This is a genomic window from Calothrix rhizosoleniae SC01, assembly GCF_900185595.1.
GTDB lineage: Bacteria > Cyanobacteriota > Cyanobacteriia > Cyanobacteriales > Nostocaceae > Calothrix_A > Calothrix_A rhizosoleniae.
Genome location: NZ_FYBH01000412.1, coordinates 1 through 3,888 on the forward strand (window position 1 = coordinate 1; position 3,888 = coordinate 3,888).

Here is a 3,888-nt window from a genome sequence, read left to right on the forward strand (position 1 = left end):
ATATCCAAAGAATGACTAACTTAGGATGTGAAAATGATTACTGGGTAAACATACCCTACGAGAGAAAGCAATATATAATTAATCTCACTTCTATTAGTTCTTTTTGTCAGGAAGCCAACGGTAGAATAACTTTTTGGCTACCAGATAGTACTATTCCCATTATCGTCAACCCTGTGAGTAATCCACATACCCATGAAAAAGTGTTGAATTATATTCATCAATCCACTGGGTATTCTTTCTCTGAGCAGGAGCGTTGAATTATACACAAGCATTTTGAAAATACTGATAAGTTCTCCTCTACCTACGGAATGTGGGTGCAAGGGAGCAGGGAGCAGGGAGCAGGAGGAGAAAGAGTTTGGGTGATTTTTGCATCGATGGCAATATCATAAGTAATCAGGCGGACATGATATAACAGCTATCAACCATCAACCATCAACTATCAACTAACAACCATCAACTGAAAGGCGACTGCTATATTATTCCTTCAGTCCCATCTTCGTCAGAGCCAACTTCGCCGCACCCAACATTCCTGCCGAATTTCCTAGTTCTGCTGGTATAATTTGTAAATCTGAACGAGATGTGACCATAACTCGCTTGTTGATTTCTGCTCGCGTAGCAGGAAGGAAAAACTCGGCACTAGCACTCACACCACCACCGATAATAATCGCTTGGGGTGTTAGTACGTAGATTAAATTAGTTAAACCAATACCTAAATCTCGCCCATATATTTGCCAGAAATTTAAGGCTGTGGCATCTCCCTGTTGTGCCAAAGTTCCTAATTCTAATGCTTCTTGCCCTGTACGCCTACGAATCGCGTTCGCAGATACATATTGTTCCAAGGAACCTTTGTTACCACTATTACACATTGGGCCATCAGGATAAAGGGCAATTAATCCCAACTCACCAGCCGCACCCCCAAATCCAGTAAATAACTCCCCATCCTGAATAATTGCCCCACCAACTCCAGTTCCCAAGGTCAAGAGTATAAAATTTTGCCAGTGACGACCTGCACCTAACCAGGCTTCTCCTAACCCCGCACAATTGGCATCATTAGCCACAACCGTCGGCTTTCCCGTTGCAGCTTCTAACCAGTCGGCTAGGGGCACATCCTGCCATTTTGGGAGATTAATAGCTATTTTCGCAATACGTCCAGCTGCATCCGCAGGGCCAGGAGTACCAACACCTATAGCTAGAGCTTGATTATCTGGATCCAATTGAGCGATCGCATCTAGCATAGCAGCTAAAACAGCCCGAGGTGTGGCGGGTTGGGGTGTGGGCACAGTTAAAGATTTGATACAAGTACCATCAACAGCAAAACACCCCAGCTTAATCCCAGTTCCTCCCAAATCAATACCAATTACCAATTACTTCTCTCCTCAATCCTGTCCTTGGGTATCAATTACTGTGGAATTGGCATAAGCACTAGAAGATGAATGCACATTAGCTTGACCCTGCCAAGATGGTACAGGCGCACCATGTAAAATACTAGCCAAAGTGACTGAAAGCATAAATCCACCGGCAGCTGCGGCAATTAAAGAAAGGTTGTCTTTCACGTAAATATCTCTGTAGTAAATACAACAAAATAATAAACTAATACAATATATCCGTTATTGATTCATTTTTGGCAATTAGACAATTTTGGATTTTGGATTGACCCCAAAAATCAATTTGCAGGATCAAAGTTTTCCTCTCCTTTGGTACGGTAATATTTGCCTAATAATTTTAGGCTAGAAGTAGTAACAACGATTGGGTATGGAATTCCGGAAGAAAAGGGGAGAGAACATTCACGAAGAGGCAGGGGAGCAGGGAGAGCTCACAGGTGTAGGCTTTTTACAATTGGGTGTTGGTAAGACTTGGATGACAACCCCCTTTAATTCCCCAAGGGGGATAAGACAAGAGAAGAAAACCGAACCCTAAGAGTACGGTTCCCAATAATACAAACTGGTTCAAAACCCTATTTTTCTATTGAACAATCTTCCTTGTCTGCCTGTCTTTTAATCTCCCAAGTCTAGCCTCAACTGAAATGTTAAAAACCTACCCTTGTGAGAGCAGAGAGAGGGGGAGCAGGGGGATGTTCCTAGAGGCAAGACTTGATAACTGATAACAGTTCACGATTAACTATTAATTAACTATCTTGCCCACTATAGGACAAAATTTTAAAGGAAAAAGAACATAGGTCAATGAAATATGGATATTAAAAATGGTTTTGTCGGTACAGTGGGTAATACTCCACTGATTCGATTAGATAGCTTGAGTCAGGAAACTGGTTGCGAAATTCTGGTTAAAGCTGAATTTCTTAATCCTGGTGGTTCTGTTAAAGACAGAGCAGCTCTTTATATTATTGAAGATGCAGAAGCAAAAGGCTTGCTTAAACCCGGTGGAACAGTGGTGGAAGGAACAGCCGGAAATACGGGGATTGGACTAGCACACATTTGTAATGCCAAGGGTTATAAATGCCTAATTATTATCCCTGAGACTCAATCCCAGGAAAAAATGGATGCTCTGCGGGCTTTAGGGGCGGAAGTTCGCCCAGTTCCCGCAGTCCCTTATAAAAATCCCAATAACTATGTGAAATTATCTGGCAGAATTGCTGAAGAAATGGACAATGCTATTTGGGCAAATCAGTTTGACAATGTTGCTAATCGTCTCGCACATTACGAAACCACGGGGCCAGAAATTTGGGCGCAAACTGATGGTACGGTAGATGCTTGGGTAGCTGCTACTGGTACTGGGGGAACCTATGCAGGGGTATCTATGTTCCTCAAAGGGAAAAAACCAGGGGTAAAATGTGTAGTTGCTGACCCTATGGGGAGTGGAATATACAGCTATGTGAAAACCGGTGAAATCACAATAGAAGGTAATTCTATTACTGAAGGTATTGGCAACAGCCGAATTACAACTAATATGGAAGGCGCACCCATTGATGATGCTATCCGCATTGATGATACAGAAGCAGTAAGAATTGTGTACCAATTACTGAGACAAGAAGGTTTATTTATGGGTGGTTCTACAGGTATTAATGTGGGTGCAGCAGTCGCCCTTGCCAAACAAATGGGTGCCGGACACACCATTGTGACTATTTTGTGTGATAGTGGTTCTCGTTACCAGTCACGGTTATTTAACGAAGAATGGTTAGCATCGAAGGGACTATCATCTAGTTAGTTAATATACGTATTTTCGCTTTTTATTGGGAAACTCCAAGAAATAAATTACCCAATTTTTGTCACCAAAATGACTTTCCATCCCCTTGCTCCCTGCTCCCCTGCATTCATAACGATTGATTATTTTTTTATTTGGAAGTCCCTTGGTGTTTTTCGTTGTGTTTCCCAGGCAGATAATCCAAAGATTCATGGTTGATTACTGGGCTGGCTTTTCACGGTATGTGGAAAAGTCAGAGGGTGTGGGGTGTAGCAAGACTTTCTTCTTTTCCCTACACCCTACACCCTATCCTCTACCCCCTGTCTTTACAGGTGTTGAGCGGACTTCCCGTGAAAAGTAATGATTACTGGGAAGCACAAGCAATAATTGTGTGATGCGGCAAAATAGCTGAATTTATTGTCAAATAATTTAACATTCTCCATCAGATGACCACTATATCAAACCATCAATCAATCTGCATCTGCCAAAATCGCACTTGTCGTCAACAGGGTGCGCCTAAAGTATTAGCAACTTTTAAAGAATTATCAATCTCCGGAATTACAATCATAGCTTCTGGTTGTTTGGGAAAATGTGGTAATGGTCCAATGGTGCTGGTATTACCAGATGCTGTTTGGTATAGTGGTGTCCTCTCCAGTCAAGTCCCGTTGATAATCGGAAAACATTTCAGTATTGGACAGTCGTTAGAAGGAGAGAAGGAGTGAAGGATAATTTTGATGTTTGGTTGTAGGT

At 42.1% G+C, this 3,888-nt stretch carries 5 protein-coding genes and 1 pseudogene; 4 read left to right on the forward strand and 2 right to left on the reverse strand.

Going from position 1 to position 3,888, the window contains the following annotated elements; translation table 11 throughout:
• Positions 1-257 (forward strand): annotated as a pseudogene (locus CALSC_RS24635) (hypothetical protein); the annotation flags it as partial.
• A gap of 219 nt (positions 258-476) precedes the next feature.
• Here CALSC_RS24635 and CALSC_RS24640 read toward each other — a convergent pair.
• Together CALSC_RS24640 and CALSC_RS27155 are read right to left on the reverse strand one after the other, a co-directional pair.
• The gene (locus CALSC_RS24640; protein ID WP_088243847.1) at positions 477-1,364 is read right to left on the reverse strand and encodes an ROK family protein; all 888 of its coding nucleotides are present in this window, start codon (positions 1,362-1,364) and stop codon (positions 477-479) included.
• Positions 1,365-1,376: 12 nt separating this feature from the next.
• Positions 1,377-1,553 carry a hypothetical protein gene (locus tag CALSC_RS27155; protein ID WP_200817744.1) on the reverse strand — a complete coding sequence of 59 codons (177 nt, stop codon included), beginning with the start codon at positions 1,551-1,553 and terminating at the stop codon, positions 1,377-1,379.
• A gap of 634 nt (positions 1,554-2,187) precedes the next feature.
• Here CALSC_RS27155 and CALSC_RS24645 point away from each other — a divergent pair.
• From CALSC_RS24645 to CALSC_RS24655, 3 genes are all read left to right on the forward strand, one after another.
• Entirely contained in the window at positions 2,188-3,162 is a 975-nt protein-coding gene (locus tag CALSC_RS24645; RefSeq protein WP_088243848.1) for a cysteine synthase A, read from the forward strand.
• A 187-nt stretch (positions 3,163-3,349) separates the two neighbouring features.
• The gene (locus tag CALSC_RS26795; protein WP_159460693.1) at positions 3,350-3,499 is read left to right on the forward strand and encodes a hypothetical protein; all 150 of its coding nucleotides are present in this window, start codon (positions 3,350-3,352) and stop codon (positions 3,497-3,499) included.
• 85 nt (positions 3,500-3,584) lie between these two features.
• Complete coding sequence (locus tag CALSC_RS24655; RefSeq protein ID WP_088243850.1) at positions 3,585-3,860, forward strand: (2Fe-2S) ferredoxin domain-containing protein; 276 nt, start codon at positions 3,585-3,587, stop codon at positions 3,858-3,860.
• Positions 3,861-3,888 lie beyond the last annotated feature (28 nt).

Bases quoted from the DNA above. Each gene is read 5' to 3' on its own strand.
- CALSC_RS24645 (WP_088243848.1), top strand. From the start codon at position 2,188: ATGGATATTAAAAATGGTTTTGTCGGTACAGTGGGTAATACTCCACTG.
- CALSC_RS24655 (WP_088243850.1), top strand. From the start codon at position 3,585: ATGACCACTATATCAAACCATCAATCAATCTGCATCTGCCAAAATCGC.
- CALSC_RS26795 (WP_159460693.1), top strand. From the start codon at position 3,350: ATGGTTGATTACTGGGCTGGCTTTTCACGGTATGTGGAAAAGTCAGAG.